Origin of the sequence: Wolbachia endosymbiont of Oryzaephilus surinamensis, from assembly GCF_025617515.1 — a bacterium.
In the GTDB taxonomy this organism is placed as follows: Bacteria; Pseudomonadota; Alphaproteobacteria; order Rickettsiales; family Anaplasmataceae; genus Wolbachia.
This window is the reverse complement of sequence record NZ_CP092526.1, coordinates 407263-423325: the sequence shown is the minus strand read 5'-3', so window position 1 is coordinate 423325 and position 16063 is coordinate 407263. Positions and strand designations below refer to the sequence as shown.

The window sequence follows — 16063 nt, the reverse complement described above, 5'->3', positions numbered from 1 at the left end:
AACAACTCGATTTTACTCTCATTGCTTACTATTTACCACATTACAACACTTACAAACCGGTTATTTCATTAAAAACTTAGCTTCAGCCCAGCCAAAAGCACATACCCGGAGTTATTACTTTCGATTTCAGGTTCTTTGGTACTAAATTTTACAATATCGAAGTAGTATGAAGTGCCAAGAGCTAATGGATATTCAAGACTGAAAGCCTGTGATGTTAATTCGTTTGTACCTTTGCCTACAATATCCCTGCTACTACTAAAATATGTTAAGCTCACTTTACGAGAATCAGAATGATAAGCAACACCTGCATTTATATAATTCATATTACTTGTTTCAGGACTACGTTTCTCACCAGATTTACCGCCATTACCGTACGAAAAAATGCAATCAAGTTCAAAAAGTTTTAGCTTCAAGCCAAAATTCCAGTGTAGCAATTGATTACGGCATTTATAATTTTCAGAAGTACCATCCGAGCAATCAGTTAAATTTTCTCTTGCAAACTCACCAGTAAAAGCAGTAGTAAAATTTATTTCATCTGATAAGCCATTTTTATAGGAAAGACCAGCGGCTATTAGATTGTTATATTGCAAATTATTTTTTCCTGGAACATAACTGAGTCCAAGTTGAAAGTTATAGATTTCAGGAGAAATATAGTTTATCGTTGGTTGTTTTAACTTCAGCTCTAGTCCATTATAGTCGCTGTAAATATTGGGTTTTACCCAAAATACCTCATCTTTATCATACCCAGGATCATTATCTTTTTTTTCATTACCGCGCAAATTTGAGTAATTTGTCCAATGACCATTTATTCCTCCGGCAGCTGTGTAAATTTTTGAAGTGTTAATTAACATACTCTGACTAACTAAACTTCCTTTACCATATTCAATTGATCCAAATTCCTGGTTCTTTATGATAAAATACCACTTCTCCATTTCTAACTTTTCTATGTCTAGTGCCTTTAAGTTTGCAATACCAGAAACTCCTACCTTAACATTAAACCCCAGTTGTGTATTTGGATAAACTTGCTGCAAATAAAGAAAGCGCAGGTCTGAATAGCTTGAGGTCTTGTCTTTTGTAGAGCTAAAAGAATCTTTATTGAAAGCGTAGCCAAATCTTAAATCTACTTTTCCATCTAGTTCTACATAAAACATCTCCTTATCCAGAATTACCCTAGCGTTAGCACTTCCTCCCACAAGTAATGATAAAAATAGTGTGATTAGTAACCTCATAGGTAAGCTTAAATTCTTAATATAAGCTTAACAGAAATAAAAAACAATCCTTATATTGTGTAGAACTTAGATACTACAAACCAATTAATGACAAAAGCGTTTAAGCATTCTTCACACTATGTTTTTGAATTATATTTCCATAAATAATTGATATGCTTGATAGTTTTCGCTTTAATAACTGCTTGTTAATGGAAGAATGTATACGATTAACTATTTTAGATGTGTTATTTGCATCACAGTTCATCAAAATAAAAAGTACCTTATTCTCATCAATACATCCTAAAAAATCATCACTACGGCAATTTTTATAAAAATGTTCTATGATAATTTTTAGTGTATCATTTTCCTTATTACAACTGCTGTTTAAACCTATTATTCCTATAACTGCATTAATTTGATATTCAAAGGCAAAATTCAATATGACATATAACTCCAAAATCGTTGAATCATTGTCTGGTATATCAAACAAGTTGTGTTTTCTATATTTCTTACCCATCAGATATTTATCCCTAAACATTGCTAGCTTATGAAACAGGCTAATGTCACGTATCAATAGCTCATAATTAATCTTGCTATTAGTAAATTGCGTTGTGCGAAAAACTTTTACCTTTGTTTTTATATCTTCTCCTTTAGCGTCGATTAAAGAAAAGCCTATCACTTTTGGCAATATATCGGGCAAATCGCGCCCATCTTCAGTATACTCCAAATAGCTTTTCATATCTTCAGCTGCTCTTGCACTTAAAATATTGATTAACGGCTTATTAAGTAAATTCCCTTCTTCACATTTTAATAAATTCCTTGCTGCTTGATTGAGTCCCAAGATTAACACGTTTTTTTTCTCATTATCCTGAGAAACAGATATCACAGCATCATCTTTCCTTCTTGCCGTTATAAAATCTTCCATGCTTTCATTCTATAAAATGTATTTACCAGTATAATAAAGTTGTATTAAGATTTATTTACCTATTGATATACTTAATCAAGTATAGGCAAGCATAACATAACCAGCTATTTCTAAGTGATGATAAAGGAAGCAAAATTACAAATGTAATTTTGCTTGTTTTCTTTAATACCTTCATCACAACAACTGATTTTGCTGTATTGGATTAGATGGTTGAATATAACCTAAACTACTGTGACACGATTCTTCGTATGACGGTGGTGATGAACACGATTCCTCGTATGAAGGGGTTCTGTCGCATCTATAAATCCTGGTATGTAACATTTGTAGGAAAGTAGAAAAGAAGTGATATGATCATCTAAAAAAAAAGCAAAGATGTTTCGTATTAGTTCAAAATTATTGCCATATTTCAAAGGATTTAGCTTTTCAGCAGAGATAATAATGTTATCTGTATATATGAAATGTAGATTCTCTTTGAGCTATCGAGATTTGGAAGAAATGCTGAGTATAAGGGGAGCAAAAATTGATCATGCTACGTTACAAAGGTGGGTTATCAGATTTGTGCCACTGATAGATGAAGCGGTAAGGAAAAGGAAGAAGCAGGTTGGCAGTAGCTGGAGAATGGACGAGACCTACGTTAAATTAAACGGCAAATGGGTTTATCTATACAGAGCACTATTGGTAATACTGTAGACTTTCTGTTGTGTGCTCGTAGAGACAAGTCTGCGGCACTTGCGTTCTTTCGTAAAGCCTTTAGAGAGAATAACCTTCCTGAGAAAGTAGTAATTGATAAAAGCGGCAGTAATACTGCTGCTCTTGATGATTTGAATACAGAAATTTCTGAAGATTGTAGAATCATGGTTTTTCAAATAAAATATCTAAATAATATTGTCGAACAAGATCATAGATTTATCAAAAAACGAATAAAGCCAATGCTTGGTTTTAAGAGCTTCCACTCCGCAAAGATTACCATTACCGGCATAGAAAATATTCGTATGATTCAAAAAAGACAAATTATCGGGGCTAATGATAATGTTTCTACTTTTGAGAATTTTGCTATGCTAATTGCTCTATAACTCCCATAATCCCAGTTTAACGATCTTCTTGTACCACAATTTATAGATTCGACAGAACCGTATCAATTGCATATGGTGACCATGTTGTGAGATATGCTGAAGTTCAGATAAATGACCTGCTAAGCTTAAGACAACGTATTAAAGCTGAACTGAAAGTTGCAGGTGTGAGACCGAAGAGAAGAATTGTGATTGCGACAAGTAAGGGGATTGACAAAATTGTGTAAAAATGTTATAGTTTAAAATTGGTATTTTCTAGTTAAAATATGGATCAAAGTCAAGAAAGGCTTAATGTTAATGTAAATTTTGAGGGGGAATTTGCTCACTACCTTATAGAAATGGCAAAAGTTCAAAATAGAACTATAGGAGAAGTTGTAAAGGACCTAGTGGAAGAAGAAATTGAAGCAAGCAAATTATCTGAAGAAGATGATGAAATAGATGAAGTAGATATAAAGTTGGCTAAGCTTTCTCTTGAGCGTGATGCTAGAGGTGATGAAGAAATTAGAAGTGAGGATGTAGATTGGAATAGAATATTATCTGCAAAAACAGTCTAAAGGTGGAGATACAAGCTGGGATACGATATTATCTATTCAAAAAGAGTTCTTGAGGAGGACTTTCTTGCATTACCACAAACGATAAGATCTAGAGTGAGAAGAGCTGTAGATAGTCGTCTTGCAACCAACCCTAAAGCAATAGGTAAAGCATTATCGCATGAATTCAAAGGGTATTTTAGGATACGAGTAAGTGATTATCGTGTAATTTATAGGATAAACTACTTAAAACACACAGTAACTATTACTGCAATGGGACATCGGAAGGACATTTATGAACGCAGCCCAGAATAAGCGTTGGTATTTGTGCAAGAGCCTCATGCATAATTTATAAAGTGTTAACAGCCAGACTCTCCAGCAGCTTGCTGTAATTTTTTAATGTCAAATTGCGCAACAAACTGCTGCATAATCAAAGAGGCAAAATGCTATTAAAATCGTTCAAACAACTATTTAGTAAGCCAAAGATAAAAGGCTCAGCGTGGGATGCAGCAGACTCAGGAAGAAGATTTTTTCACTTTCAACCAGAGTTAGGAAGTATAAACAATTTGCTGTCTCAAAGCCTTGAAACTTTACGTAGTAGATCACGTGATATGGTGAGAAAAAATCCTTACGCTGCAAATATAATTGATACGATAGTAAGTAACTCTATTGGAACAGGAATAAAACCACAATCAAAAGCAAGAGATGGAGAATTTCGAAAGAAAGTACAAGGATTGTGGCTGAAATGGACAGATGAAGCAGATAGCTGTGGAATAAGTGATTTTTATGGATTACAAGCTCTAGTATGCAGAAGTATGATAGAGGGAGGAGAGTGTTTTGTACGTTTAAGAACGAGAAAGCTGGAAGATAAATTTTCTGTACCATTACAACTGCAAGTACTTGAGTCTGAACATTTAGATAATAAAACAAATCAAACTTTAGGAAATGGTAATGTAATAAGAAACGGGATTGAGTTCAATAGACTTGGGCAAAGAGAAGCATATTACTTATTTAGAGAACATCCAGGAGAAGGCTCATTTGGAGAATCAGTGAGAGTGCCAGCAAATGATGTTTTACATATCTATAGACCATTAAGACCTGGGCAAATTAGAGGAGAGCCATGGCTTTCGAGTATACTTCTGAAACTTTATGAGCTTGATCAATATGATGATGCAGAGCTGGTGAGAAAGAAAACTGCAGCAATGTTTGCTGGATTTATTACGAGACTCGATCCTGAAGCAAATATTTTAGGAGAAGGCGAAGCAAATGAGCAAGGAGTAGCACTATCAGGTTTAGAGCCAGGAACAATGCAGCTTTTAGACCCAGGAGAAGACATAAAATTTTCAGAACCATCTGATGTTGGTGGAAGTTATGAAGCGTTCATGAGACAGCAGCTGAGAGCTATTGCAATAGGCACAGGAATAACATATGAGCAACTAACAGGAGATTTAACAGGTGTTAATTATTCATCTATTCGTGCAGGGTTAATAGAGTTCAGAAGAAGATGCTCAATGTTGCAGCATAATATTATGGTATATCAGTTTTGCAGACCTATATGGAATAGATGGCTAGAGCTTGCTCTTTTATCTGGAAAACTTTCTACAACAGATGATCAAACGCTGAAAGAAGTAAAATGGATATCTCAAGGGTTTGATTGGGTGGATCCACTGAAAGACCAACAAGCACAACAGATGGCAGTAAGAAATGGATTTAAGAGTCGCTCAGAAGTTGTTTCAGAATTGGGTTACGATGTAGAAGAAATTGATCAAGAAATAGCAGAAGATCAAAAGCGTGCTGATTCTTTCAACCTTCTCTTTGATTCTGATGTCAGGACACAAACAAAATAAATCTCATTTACATTATGAAAATTTTACAAACCAACTGGCTATGTAGGCCGATGATGATAGAGCAAAAAAGCTTTGACCTGTTGTCACTATATAACGGAAAACAACCTATCTTTAAAAATATAAAACATGCAGTAAATCAGAATATAGAAAAAACAGCAGTAATAGCAATACATGGAATTTTGACCAAAAAACCAGGGGCTTTTGACGATTTTCTGGGAATGACATCATATGAGAAAATTCAAGAAGAAATAGAAGAAGCATTATCAAACAAAGATATAGAAACTATTCTGCTTGATATAGATAGCCCCGGAGGAGAGGTAAACGGTATATTTGACCTAGCTGACTTTATTTATGAATCAAGAGCAAAAAAGAGGATAATAGCGATAGCAAATGATGATGCATACTCTGCTGCATATGCTATAGCCTCTAGCGCTGAGAAGGTATTTGTGAGCAGAACTTCTGGTATTGGCAGTATAGGAGTAATAGCAAGTCATATAGATCAAAGTGGGTTTGATGAAAAACAGGGAATAAAATATACCACAGTATTTGCAGGAAGTAGAAAAAATGATTTAAATCCACATGAGCCAATGACGTCTGAAAGTCTGGAAAGCTTACAAAAAGAAGTAGACCGACTATATGAAATGTTTGTGCAGCTAATAGCGAGGAACAGAGGTCTTTCAATTGAAAAGATTCGATCAACGGAAGCAGGGCTATATTTTGGGGAGAAAGCAGTAGAGATAGGTCTTGCAGACGGAATTACAATTCTTTCATCTATTAATAAAAACAGGAGTATTACTATGAATGAACAAACTACAACTGACCTAGAAACTGATAATTTAACTAATAAAATCAAAAATGACAGTTATCATGCTGAAGTTCTTGAATTAATACGTTTATGCAACTTATCACGAATGCCAGAGAAAATAGGAGAATTTATAGAGCAGAATGTTAGCAGCAAACAAGCACAAGAAATATTAATGTCGATACTTGCAGAACGAACAATGAAGACTGAAATTTTAAGCACATTACCACAGAATTCGTCAGAAGATTTAATGATGCAGGTAGCAAGAAGTCGTGCACAATCTGGCATTTAGAATATTCGTAGTATAACAAAAGTAAAAAATAAAGGGGAAAAGCAAAATGAGTACTATAACAGAACAAAATAACCTTGGGGATCTTCTGAAATACGAAGTTTCAAATCTATATTCAAGAGACCAAATAACAGTAGCTAAAGGTCAAAATCTTAAGCTTGGTGCAGTAGTTGCCAAAAAGACGGAAGATGGTTTTATTAGAAAAAGGAGCTAGGATTGATGCCCAAAACAATGATGACTCCACTCCTCTACATCTGGCTGCTCTGAATGGTCATTTGAGCGCAGTAAAAAAACTCTTAGAACCTGTACATGATCTCAAGAAAAGGATAAATTAAGAGATAGTGAATATAGATTAGGATATATGAGAAGTTTATACCCAAGCGACATAAGTCGAGAAAAATTCAAGATTATTCTACCAGATCTAGAGTCCTGCAGAAGAAAGACAAAGCCAAGAAAGCTTGATTTATATGAAGTATTCTGTGCAGTATTGTATGTCTTAAAAAGTGGCTGCCAGTGGAGAATGTTGCCACAAGAATTCCCAAGATGGAGAAGTTGTTACGACTACTTTAAAAAATGGAGTGAAAAACCAAGCGAAGACAAAAAAAGTACTTTGGAATGTGTGTTAAAAAAAATTAGTTGGCGTGGTCCGACAAAACAATGGTCAGAAAGAGAAAACCAGTTTCTGTATAATTGATGCTCAGAGCGTAAAAAATGCAGATACTGCTCAAAATAAGGGCTACGACGCTGGTAAAAAGATTTCAGGAATAAAACGCCATATTGCAGTTGATACTGAAGGTTTACCACACGCAATTTATATCACAACAGCAGAAATAACTGACCGTAGCAGTGCTGTAAAAATGATCGAAAATGCAAGAGAAAACCTCTCTGAAGTCCAAAATATACTGGTTGATGCGGGTTATACGGGAGAAAAATTTGCAACTCAAATAAAAGATATTATTGGAGCAACTGTTGAAGTGATAAAGCGCAGCGAATTACACACCTTTGCTGTATTGCCGAAAAGATGGGTTGTTGAGAGATCTTTTGCTTGGTTGGAAAAATGTAGGCGATTGTGGAAAAATTGCGAGCGGAAACTCAATACTAGCCTGCAAATGGTTGTTCTAGCCTTTACTGCTTTACTCCTGAAAAGATTATGAACAGGCTCTTAGAACCTGTACATGATCTCAAGAAAAGGATAAATTAAGAGATAGTGAATATAGATTAGGATATATGAGAAGTTTATACCCAAGCGACATAAGTCGAGAAAAATTCAAGATTATTCTACCAGATCTAGAGTCCTGCAGAAGAAAGACAAAGCCAAGAAAGCTTGATTTATATGAAGTATTCTGTGCAGTATTGTATGTCTTAAAAAGTGGCTGCCAGTGGAGAATGTTGCCACAAGAATTCCCAAGATGGAGAAGTTGTTACGACTACTTTAAAAAATGGAGTGAAAAACCAAGCGAAGACAAAAAAAGTACTTTGGAATGTGTGTTAAAAAAAATTAGTTGGCGTGGTCCGACAAAACAATGGTCAGAAAGAGAAAACCAGTTTCTGTATAATTGATGCTCAGAGCGTAAAAAATGCAGATACTGCTCAAAATAAGGGCTACGACGCTGGTAAAAAGATTTCAGGAATAAAACGCCATATTGCAGTTGATACTGAAGGTTTACCACACGCAATTTATATCACAACAGCAGAAATAACTGACCGTAGCAGTGCTGTAAAAATGATCGAAAATGCAAGAGAAAACCTCTCTGAAGTCCAAAATATACTGGTTGATGCGGGTTATACGGGAGAAAAATTTGCAACTCAAATAAAAGATATTATTGGAGCAACTGTTGAAGTGATAAAGCGCAGCGAATTACACACCTTTGCTGTATTGCCGAAAAGATGGGTTGTTGAGAGATCTTTTGCTTGGTTGGAAAAATGTAGGCGATTGTGGAAAAATTGCGAGCGGAAACTCAATACTAGCCTGCAAATGGTTGTTCTAGCCTTTACTGCTTTACTCCTGAAAAGATTATGAACAGGCTCTTAGACAAAGGAGCTAGGATCAATGCTAAAAACAATGATGATTGTACTCCTCTACACTTGGCTGCGAGCTATGGTCAGTTAAAAGTAGTAAAAGAGCTTTTAGACAGAGGAGCCAATGTTGATGCTAAGAGTAATGATAGTTATACTTCTTTGCATTTTGCTGCTAAATTTGATCACTTGAATATAGTAAAATATCTCATAAAAGAAGGAGCTGATGTTAATGTTAAAAACAGTGATGGCGACACTCCTCTGAACATAGCTACTAAGCTTAATCGTTTAGATATAATAAAATACTTTAAGTCAGAAGGTGCTCTTCGTAGCCGTCGTAGTATCGAATCTAAAGAATTACCAAAAGAGATTGAAGATTTGCACTACTATTATAATGAGCTTGTATCAGATAATTCATTACAGAGTAATAAGATAGACTATAACAGGGAAAATAATAATCAAGCTGCAAGTGGGGCAAGTAAGCCATCTTCGTGGATAAACTGTTTATTTAGTTGGGTGAAAAGCTCTATGAGTGGGTTATTAGGTTCGAGAGCTACTCTGTCTGAGGAAAAATTAAATACTAAAAGTTCAATATCACAACCGATGGATGTAGATGGTACAATACTATTACTTGATGTGCTGGTTAGAAAGGTCACGGGTCAAAAGTATATTTCCACGGTAGGTCAGTCTATACCACCATTAGAAGCACAGGGCTATGCATTAAATATTACAGAGGGATTTGAGAAAGTAGTAAATCAAGCTGCATTAAGAAGTGGCATATCAATGCATCGATTAAATATTGATTTTGTGGAAATACAGCAAGAAGTTAAAAGAAAAATCATAAGAGGTAAATATAATGAGATTTCAGGAATTTTAAACTCACATATAGAGAAAGCATGTCCTGGCGGAGAAGCTGGTAAATTAAGTCCGAAGAAATTTGACAAACTTATAGCGCAATTTGATAAGGGCCTGCTAAATCAATCAATAGAGCAGATATTACACAACAGAGATGGTAGATTAGAAGTTGATGATACAAAGCAAATGAGTTTAGAGCCTCAAAGTTATTTAAGTAATGCTTCAGTTCACAGCCATTCAAAAGTATCAACTTGTCTTTCTGAGATAGGAGTAACCAAACTTGGAGGTAATATCAATAGGTAGGTTATAATATAAGAGGTGCAGCTATAATATGCCAAGTAGTGGAAAATTTAAAGTGAAGGTAGCCAAAATAATTAGGGATACCAGACCAAGTTTGATGGTCCTAATACTAAAATGGATGAAGTAGACATAAAATGCTAAGTGGTTAATGTGTTTTCCATATTGAACTTACAGCACGTAGCTTTGATATAGAAATTTGGGTAACGTTATGATATTAATTTATATAATTCTATGTGCAATCTTTATAGCTATTTTAGACAGTTCATTAGACTCTTAATTGGGGGTATGTTCGACTTAGGAAAGGTTTTCATAAATGTTGGAGTGAATAAGTAGGAATATTATGTTTTTTCTTTGAGTTGTGAAATTTCAGAATGAGAGAGGCCAGTTGTCTGGGAAATAACATCAATGGGGATATGTGTGATTCATATAAATTGCCATAATTTTTCTTCTCGAGAATACCTAGATGTTTTATTTACGTTTCGGTTTCTACAAGCTCTTATCAAAACCGCTGAATTAAGACGGTAAGCAAGCTCAAAAAAATCATAAATATCTGCTTCTCTATCACATACCGTTATAGTTTCTGTTTGAGTTGAATCTATAATTTCATTTGTTTTCTTTAAACTTTCTAGCCACTTTATGCTTTCTTTATCTTCAATACTAACGTTTCTACAACGTCTTCTTTTTTCTAGCTCTTGGTCTTCTTTAGATATAGATGGTCTCGAGTAAAGCTTTTGGTCTAGTATTCCTAATGTCAAGCCTTCTGTACTAATCGCAAAAGCTGTGTGCATCATAATACCTTTACTTTGTTTTTTTGAAACAACTGCCAATCCTCTTATTTTTTCATGTCCCATATATGAAATGCAACTTGTATCCTGAATCACAAGAATCCTTTTATGAGTTTTTGTTCTTTCAACAGTTTTTGCAATATGCGATGTTAAGATATCACTTCCTTTTACATTCTCATTTTGAAAAAAACGATAAGCTGCTTTTGCTTCTGACCAACTTCCACATGCTTGATTGATTGAACTTTCAGGTAAACTTATTAAACTATCAGCAATATTTACTAATCGATCTGTCAGTCTTTTATCTCCAAGTGCAGCATCCCCCAATTCATTTCTAGCCCATTCATTACCCTTGTTTGCCATTTTTATACCCTCAATATTCACAAACTTTAATATTCTAATCCTTTATTTATAAGTCCATTTACATTTGTGGGTAATAGTAAGGGTATAGGGACATAGCATCGCATGTAGAGGAGATGTATGACCACAAAATATCTGCAGCAGAGATATCAAGTATTACCGACAAATTACTGCCGTTAATCAATGAATGGCGCAGTCGTCCACTGCAATCTGTATATCCAATAGTATTCATGGATGGCATGTTTTTCAAAGTCAAGGAGGACGGGCATTGCGTAAGTAAATGCATGTATAATATATTAGGCATAGATCAAAATGGCAGAAAAGAAGTACTAGGCTTTTATTTAGCCGAAAGTGAAGTTCTGGTTAGGAGTGTTAAATGACCTAAAAGAGAGAGGGGTAGAGGATATTCTGATTGCATGTGTTGATGGTCTAAAAAGTTTTCCTGCGGCTATAAATAGTGTATTTCCCAAAGCAGAAGTACAAATATGTATAGTGCATCAGATAAGAAATTCATTGAAATATGTATCCAGCAAAGATGTGAAAATTTTCATGAATGATTTGAAAAAAATATATCGTGCTTCAAGTAAAGAAATCGCTGAAAATTATTTGCTTGAGCTGGAAGAAAAATGGGGTGAAAAATATCCTTTGGTCATAAAATCGTGGCAAAACAATTGGGAAAATTTGTCTGGTTATTTTAAGTATTCTGGCCCTGTTAGAAGGCTAATTTATACCACCAATCCAATTGAGGGGCTTACTATTACCCACAAATATAAAGTTCGTGAGCAAGTCGCCATCCTTCTGCTAGATCAAAGAGACGTCTCCATCCTTTCCAAATAGTAATGGGGCCTGGTTCTAGATCATTTTTTCTAGCCAAATGTCCTCCAAGTTGAGCAATCCATGAAACAGCTTCTTTTATAGTAGGAGTTGCATTTGAACATGGTTTTCTATGTATTTTTACATATAGAACTTTCCATTCTTCTTCGGCTAATAAGGTAGTACACGGTAATGTTGGATCAGTTCTTGCAATTGTTGTAATAAAGAAAATTCTCCAAGCAATAATACTCATTACTGTTAAATATCGCATCAACCTTTCTGCTGTTCCAAGCCTACATTCTTCAACTTTGAGACCAGATTTTAAAATTTTATGTAATATTTCTATTTTCCATCTAAGACAATACCACCTAACTTTTTCAACAGCTTCATCAAAGGTATTGACTGGAAGATTTGTTAAAAGCATCCACTCTAGCGGATTTGTTTCAGAAGGAAAGTCTTTTTCAACAACGTAAACTGCATAGTGTGGTAATTTAAGTAATTCTTCTGTCTTATGCCTAATACTATTCTTAGATGGATGCATAATAAACTTTCCGAATCTAACTTCCAAATGTGCTGTTCTTTTTGGCTTATTATCTTTTGCAGGAACTTCAACTTTTACCGTACCTGCACAATGAGAGGATTTAATAAATTCCCATAACTTCTGCTCACCTTTTTCAGGATATCGAGATTTTCTATTTACTGCCCTATCTTTGGAAGCTCTAACTAACACTGCCGAATTAAGATTATATGCAAGCTCAAAAAACTCATATATATCTGCTTCTCTATCGCATATAGTTATAGTCTCAGTTTGAGTTGAATCAATAATGTTGTTTGTGTTGCTTAAAGTTTCTAACCATTTTATACTCTCTTTATCTTCAATGCGGATACTGTCATTGTTCTTTTTTTTTATGTTTTCAGATTCTTCAGGTCTTGAATAAATTTTTTGATCTAGTATCCCTAGTACCAAACCTTCTATACTAACAGCTAGAGCTGTATGCATTATAATACCTTGACTATGTTTTCTTGTAATAACTCCCAATCCACTTGTTTTTTCATGGTCTGTGTATGAAATATAACTTGTATCTTGGATCACAAAAATTTTTTTATGGGCTTTTGTTCTTTCAACTGTTTTAGCAACGTGTGAAGCTAGAATATCGCCTTCTTTCACGTTCTCATTTTGAAAAAAACGATATGCTGCTTTTGCTTCTGACCAACTTCCACACGCCTGATTGATTGAGCTTTCAGGTAAACTTGTAAAACTATCAGCAATATTTACTAATCGGTCAGTTAACCTTTTATCTCCAAGTACAGCATCTCCAAATTCATTTTCAGCCCATTCATTATTCCTGTTTGCCATTTTTTACCCTCAATGTTTGCAAACTTTAATGTTGTAATACTTTATTTTTATGTCCATTTATATTTGTGGGTAATAGTAAGATATAAATTGGCATTGGTTTTCTCCGTTTTTAATTCCAAATTTTATGAGTGGCATCTAATCCTGGGCATTGCCAAGCTCTTAGCGTTCTCTCTACGTCCACCTCAAGTCCTGTGGTGAGAAAATTGCTACGTATGTTATAAATTCCCCACTGAATAAATTGACCATAGGTGTACACATCACCTGAAAACGCACCTTCACTAACTTTTGTTCTGGAATATAGATAAGATGATGTATAAAGTAATGTTGCAACTGTTTTTCCTGCTGGAATCTCCACATTACCAGATCCGGCTAACTTGCTATCAGAACTCGTGTATTGGTAAACATTTTTCCATATTATTCTTGAAATACTTGATTTATTAGAATTAGTGTTATCAGGAGTTCCCACAAATAATCCTGCTCCCCCATACTCCGTACTCGAATACGATGATCCGAGAAATTCCATTGTCTTATTTATGTTCACATTGGTTGTATTTTTTACAAATACTACTCCAAGTGCAGCATACGGGTAATAGTATATCTCATCATAACTACCCGAAAAACTTTTTGTGCATAACTCTCCGTAAATAAATGTTCCTTTACTTCCCTCTATAAAACTTAGTTGTCTTGGCCGATAAAAACTAACGTAATCTGTATCGTACGTATGGCTACCTGCTAGTAGTTGTAACATATAGTCAGTTTTTGTTATATCACTACTCCACTTTCCAAGCTCTGTCGTAAAAGTTCCGTGGCCAAAATAATTATTTTTTCTGCCAAGTACACCAAATAAGAAAGGTAATGACCCTGGTTCAACCATGTTGCGCTTTCTTATTTCATTTATAAGAGACGCTTTTAACTGTTCATCCCGAGTTTTTACCTCATTAGAGATGTTTTCAATTCGAGTTTCTATTTCTCCTATAATTGATGAGCCAGGTGGTACATTATTAACAGCACGAAAATCTTCTACTAAACCTTTAAGACCATCTTTATGACTGTTACTAATGCTATTTATTGCTGCAATATTGGCATTCTTTCTCGTATCAAGTAGCGATAAATTTGTTGTTCCTTTTTCATCAATTCTCTTTAATAACTGCTTCTCTGATTCAGAGATCATTGCTAAAGAGCTAGTTTTTTTAGTATCAAGATCAGTTAAGTGTTTTTTTGCACTATCAAGAAGTTCTTTTAGCTTACCATCAGTCATCTGCACAATTTCAGAAACTGAACTTTTATCGACTATTGATTCCAATGCTTTAGCAAGATATGCTAATTGATCTGGAGTACTGTTTGCTACTAAATCCTTAAGTCTTTTTTGTAGTGCATCAATTATCTCTTTTACCTCAGTCATCTGCACAATGTCAGCAATAGCTTTTTTATCTGCTATCAATTCCAGAGATTTTGCAAGATATGCCAGTTGATCAGGTGTGCTGGTTGCTGCTAAATCCTTTATCCTTTGGTATATTGCTTCCTTCATTCCCAAAAATTCAAAAAAGTTTCAAATCTAAATCGTTTAAAATTATTTTTTAGTTGATTATGCTCATCTTCTCTTTCGGTAATATCTTCATCTATTTTCTCAATTGTGGTACGGATACGAACAACATCTTGCACAGCAATGTTTTCTGGATGAGGCAAAGAGTATCCTCTACTTGTTTTATCATCTGACATTCTGCTACGTGACAATGATTCGTAGATTTTTGACTTTAGGACGATAAACAACCGTTCCACTTAAAACCAATTTTGTCCTTGTCTCATTGCCATTAAAGTTTGTCAGTACGTGAGTTCTTTCTACCCAATTTTCCCCAATAGGTTTTCCTGATGTTAAATTTACTAATTGCCAATCCACGTTTTTTTGTACATATGCTTTAACATCTGCAGTGCCAGGTATTATCGCATCATACGTTATGGTGATTTTAGTGTTAGCTCCTGCTGTAATGCTTCTTGTTACATAATCTCCAGACTCTGAAAGATTACCTAGAACTAGCTGTAACCCAGGATATAGCACTGGACTTTTTTCTCGCCCTCCTTTTAGGCTTGCCTTTACTGTTAGCTCTCCAGATAGTCTTTCACGCAGTGCAAGTGGCAAATTATCAGACAAAAAGTTCTCTTTTCCCTCTTCATCTGTTAAGATAAACTCTACATTGGTATCAAATGCTACTTTTTCGACGTTCGTCAAAACAATTAAATCTGAAGTATTGTTTGCAGTAACTTTACCAAGATCAATAACGTGAGAATTTTCAGTAAACTTCGCTGCTAAAAGCCTAAAAGTTAGATCTAAATTTTGATGTGGTGTCCAAGTACTTGCGTTGCTAGATGAAAGTAATACTCCTACTTGATATGGCTGACTTGTTACCCAACGGCTATTTACTGCATCATATTTGCCAAGTTCTGCTATCTTTACTGCAGTACCAGGATCATCAGTAAGCAGTACTATTGCATACTCCTCTCCTGCATGGCAAAACACTGGTGACCACTCTATACGTGTTGCTGTGCCATCTATCTTTATATCTTTTGGCTCAATATAACTTTCAGCAATGACAGTCTGCGAGGGCATGCCCACTGCTGTTTCTCTAATCTGCACAACAACACGTTTTTTGCCGCTATTTGTGAACCATAAATCTAGACCTCCTATGTGCCTACTCTCATTCAGAGTAAATGTTTGCGCTAAAGGATCAACTCTTCTTGCTGCGATAACTCTTCTTCTTTCCTCTATGATAATAGTTTTTTTACCAGTATAAGTTGCTTCTCCATAACTTCCTTTATCCCCGTAAAATTGCACTAATTTAGTGCCTGCTGGAATATTTGCTGGGATTTTTATCTTTCCACTTATTCGTCCTTGATTTTCCACTTTTTTTCTT

The 16063-nt window shown here is 35.0% G+C and carries 15 protein-coding genes and 4 pseudogenes; 12 read left to right on the top strand and 7 right to left on the bottom strand.

All coding sequences use genetic code 11. From position 1 onward, the window contains the following. Positions 1 to 68: 68 nt before the first annotated feature. The gene (locus MJ631_RS01810) at positions 69 to 1229 is read right to left on the bottom strand and encodes a porin (RefSeq protein ID WP_007302847.1); all 1161 of its coding nucleotides are present in this window, start codon (positions 1227 to 1229) and stop codon (positions 69 to 71) included. A 100-nt stretch (positions 1230 to 1329) separates the two neighbouring features. Next, positions 1330 to 2133, bottom strand: a complete 804-nt coding sequence (locus MJ631_RS01805) for a hypothetical protein (RefSeq protein WP_007302848.1) — start codon at positions 2131 to 2133, stop codon at positions 1330 to 1332. 372 nt (positions 2134 to 2505) lie between these two features. Here MJ631_RS01805 and MJ631_RS01800 point away from each other — a divergent pair. From MJ631_RS01800 to MJ631_RS01760, 11 genes and pseudogenes are all read left to right on the top strand, one after another. Then, positions 2506 to 3206: pseudogene (locus MJ631_RS01800) on the top strand (IS6 family transposase). Between the two features lie 38 nt (positions 3207 to 3244). Next, positions 3245 to 3430 (top strand): hypothetical protein, encoded by a 186-nt coding sequence (locus MJ631_RS07995; protein ID WP_263858715.1) that lies wholly within the window; start codon positions 3245 to 3247, stop codon positions 3428 to 3430. A gap of 39 nt (positions 3431 to 3469) precedes the next feature. Then, complete coding sequence (locus tag MJ631_RS01795) at positions 3470 to 3757, top strand: hypothetical protein (RefSeq protein ID WP_007302904.1); 288 nt, start codon at positions 3470 to 3472, stop codon at positions 3755 to 3757. Positions 3758 to 3772: 15 nt separating this feature from the next. Further along, positions 3773 to 4048, top strand: coding sequence for a type II toxin-antitoxin system RelE family toxin (locus MJ631_RS01790; RefSeq protein ID WP_080600785.1), 276 nt, complete (start codon positions 3773 to 3775; stop codon positions 4046 to 4048). A gap of 128 nt (positions 4049 to 4176) precedes the next feature. Then, on the top strand, positions 4177 to 5580 hold the full coding sequence (locus MJ631_RS01785) for a phage portal protein (protein WP_213863747.1): 1404 nt from the start codon (positions 4177 to 4179) through the stop codon (positions 5578 to 5580). A 14-nt stretch (positions 5581 to 5594) separates the two neighbouring features. Then, positions 5595 to 6674 (top strand): S49 family peptidase, encoded by a 1080-nt coding sequence (locus MJ631_RS01780; RefSeq protein WP_262986580.1) that lies wholly within the window; start codon positions 5595 to 5597, stop codon positions 6672 to 6674. 46 nt (positions 6675 to 6720) lie between these two features. Beyond that, positions 6721 to 6873 (top strand): annotated as a pseudogene (locus MJ631_RS01775) (head decoration protein); the annotation flags it as partial. After that, positions 6860 to 7006: an ankyrin repeat domain-containing protein gene (locus tag MJ631_RS08105; protein WP_399488955.1), complete on the top strand. Its 147-nt coding sequence runs from the start codon at positions 6860 to 6862 to the stop codon at positions 7004 to 7006. The pseudogene MJ631_RS01775 and the gene MJ631_RS08105, both read left to right, overlap by 14 nt. Before the next feature lie 26 nt (positions 7007 to 7032). Next, positions 7033 to 7825, top strand: a protein-coding gene (locus tag MJ631_RS01770) for an IS5 family transposase (RefSeq protein WP_395460333.1) whose coding sequence is annotated in 2 segments (ribosomal slippage) — positions 7033 to 7296 and positions 7298 to 7825 — 792 coding nt in all. Because the reading frame shifts where the segments join, the coding sequence is not laid out codon by codon here. A gap of 73 nt (positions 7826 to 7898) precedes the next feature. Further along, a protein-coding gene (locus MJ631_RS01765) for an IS5 family transposase (RefSeq protein WP_395460333.1) occupies positions 7899 to 8691 on the top strand; the annotation gives its coding sequence in 2 pieces (ribosomal slippage) (positions 7899 to 8162 and positions 8164 to 8691; 792 coding nt in all). Further along, complete coding sequence (locus tag MJ631_RS01760) at positions 8688 to 9845, top strand: ankyrin repeat domain-containing protein (protein ID WP_262986579.1); 1158 nt, start codon at positions 8688 to 8690, stop codon at positions 9843 to 9845. The genes MJ631_RS01765 and MJ631_RS01760 overlap by 4 nt, the downstream gene beginning before the upstream one ends. 422 nt (positions 9846 to 10267) lie before the next feature. Here the strand turns inward: MJ631_RS01760 and MJ631_RS01755 are convergent. Further along, positions 10268 to 10987: pseudogene (locus MJ631_RS01755) on the bottom strand (IS4 family transposase); the annotation flags it as partial. Between the two features lie 80 nt (positions 10988 to 11067). Between MJ631_RS01755 and MJ631_RS01750 the strand changes: the two are divergent. Next, positions 11068 to 11737, top strand: a pseudogene (locus MJ631_RS01750) (IS256 family transposase); the annotation flags it as partial. Positions 11738 to 11741: 4 nt separating this feature from the next. On the opposite strand, the gene MJ631_RS01745 reads toward MJ631_RS01750, so the two are convergent. The 4 genes from MJ631_RS01745 to MJ631_RS01730 form a co-directional block, all read right to left on the bottom strand. Next, complete coding sequence (locus tag MJ631_RS01745) at positions 11742 to 13154, bottom strand: IS4-like element ISWosp2 family transposase (protein ID WP_214303148.1); 1413 nt, start codon at positions 13152 to 13154, stop codon at positions 11742 to 11744. A gap of 109 nt (positions 13155 to 13263) precedes the next feature. Continuing rightward, positions 13264 to 14682 (bottom strand): hypothetical protein, encoded by a 1419-nt coding sequence (locus MJ631_RS01740; protein ID WP_262986578.1) that lies wholly within the window; start codon positions 14680 to 14682, stop codon positions 13264 to 13266. Beyond that, positions 14679 to 14873: a hypothetical protein gene (locus MJ631_RS01735; protein ID WP_007301885.1), complete on the bottom strand. Its 195-nt coding sequence runs from the start codon at positions 14871 to 14873 to the stop codon at positions 14679 to 14681. The genes MJ631_RS01740 and MJ631_RS01735 overlap by 4 nt, the downstream gene beginning before the upstream one ends. A gap of 4 nt (positions 14874 to 14877) precedes the next feature. After that, positions 14878 to 16053, bottom strand: coding sequence for a hypothetical protein (locus MJ631_RS01730; protein ID WP_262986577.1), 1176 nt, complete (start codon positions 16051 to 16053; stop codon positions 14878 to 14880). Between the last annotated feature and the right edge of the window lie 10 nt (positions 16054 to 16063).

Coding starts and splice junctions, on each gene's coding strand:
- MJ631_RS01810 (WP_007302847.1), bottom strand. CDS start 1,229: ATGAGGTTACTAATCACACTATTTTTATCATTACTTGTGGGAGGAAGT.
- MJ631_RS08105 (WP_399488955.1), top strand. CDS start 6,860: ATGGTTTTATTAGAAAAAGGAGCTAGGATTGATGCCCAAAACAATGAT.
- MJ631_RS01735 (WP_007301885.1), bottom strand. CDS start 14,873: ATGTCAGATGATAAAACAAGTAGAGGATACTCTTTGCCTCATCCAGAA.
- MJ631_RS01785 (WP_213863747.1), top strand. CDS start 4,177: ATGCTATTAAAATCGTTCAAACAACTATTTAGTAAGCCAAAGATAAAA.
- MJ631_RS01795 (WP_007302904.1), top strand. CDS start 3,470: ATGGATCAAAGTCAAGAAAGGCTTAATGTTAATGTAAATTTTGAGGGG.
- MJ631_RS01760 (WP_262986579.1), top strand. CDS start 8,688: ATGAACAGGCTCTTAGACAAAGGAGCTAGGATCAATGCTAAAAACAAT.
- MJ631_RS01745 (WP_214303148.1), bottom strand. CDS start 13,154: ATGGCAAACAGGAATAATGAATGGGCTGAAAATGAATTTGGAGATGCT.
- MJ631_RS01780 (WP_262986580.1), top strand. CDS start 5,595: ATGAAAATTTTACAAACCAACTGGCTATGTAGGCCGATGATGATAGAG.
- MJ631_RS01740 (WP_262986578.1), bottom strand. CDS start 14,682: ATGAAGGAAGCAATATACCAAAGGATAAAGGATTTAGCAGCAACCAGC.
- MJ631_RS01805 (WP_007302848.1), bottom strand. CDS start 2,133: ATGGAAGATTTTATAACGGCAAGAAGGAAAGATGATGCTGTGATATCT.